Annotated in this window: 1 pseudogene; it reads left to right on the plus strand. The window is 49.2% G+C overall.

The annotated features are described in order from the left end of the window. Positions 1-922, plus strand: a pseudogene (locus tag H8S52_RS19710) (transposase); the annotation flags it as partial.

The raw sequence follows: 922 nt of genomic DNA on the forward strand, positions 1-922 counted from the left end.
GTACACTTTCGTCTGGCGAAAAACGGTTGAGCGGAACCGTGAACGCCTGATGAAGAAGATACATGTCCTGTTAGGGCAGATAGACGATGTCATTGCCCGGGAGAAGTCATCAGAGAACAATGAGGAGGTTGAGTTCACTCCGGCCATGCTGACTGAAATGGCAGGAGAATTGCGTCATGCACTGGAACAGGTTTCCGAGCCATCCGCGAAAGAGGAAAAGACTGAACTGAAAAAGAAACACAAACAGTTGAAGGAACTGGAAGAACACAGGGACAAACTGCAGGAATACGACTGACTGCCATCTGGAAACGCTGCAAGAGAGGAATTCCTATTCCAAGACGGACAAGGACGCTACTTTTATGAGAATGAAGGAGGATGCCATGCGCAACGGACAGACGAAGCCCGGTTACAACCTTCAAATCGGCACCGAAAATCAGTTCATCACCGATTTTGCACTCTTCCCGAACCCTACGGATACACTGACCCTGATTCCTTTCCTGCAATCTTTTTCAAACAGGTATGACCGGATGGCCCATACGGTGGTTGCTGATTCCGGCTATGGCTCCGAAGAGAATTACCGCTTCATGTCCGAAAACGGCATGGAAGCCTACGTAAAGTACAACTATTTCCACATGGAGCAGCGGCCGAGATTCAAACCGGACCCGTTCAAGGCCGAAAACTTCTACTACAATGAAGAACATGACTTCTGCATCTGCCCTATGGGGCAAAGGATGCGGAGGATAGGCACCAGGAATGTGAAAACCGCATCCGGATATGTCAGCGAAAATGCACGGTACAGAGCTGTCAGGTGTGAAGGCTGTCCCCTGCGATGCCGCTGTTTTAAAGCAAAAGGAAACAGGACGATAGAACTGAATCATAGGCTTAGACAATACAAGCGGAGAGCCAAAGAACTGCTCTGCTC

The sequence above is a fragment of the Bacteroides sp. NSJ-48 genome, assembly GCF_014287405.1.
GTDB lineage: Bacteria > Bacteroidota > Bacteroidia > Bacteroidales > Bacteroidaceae > Bacteroides > Bacteroides stercoris.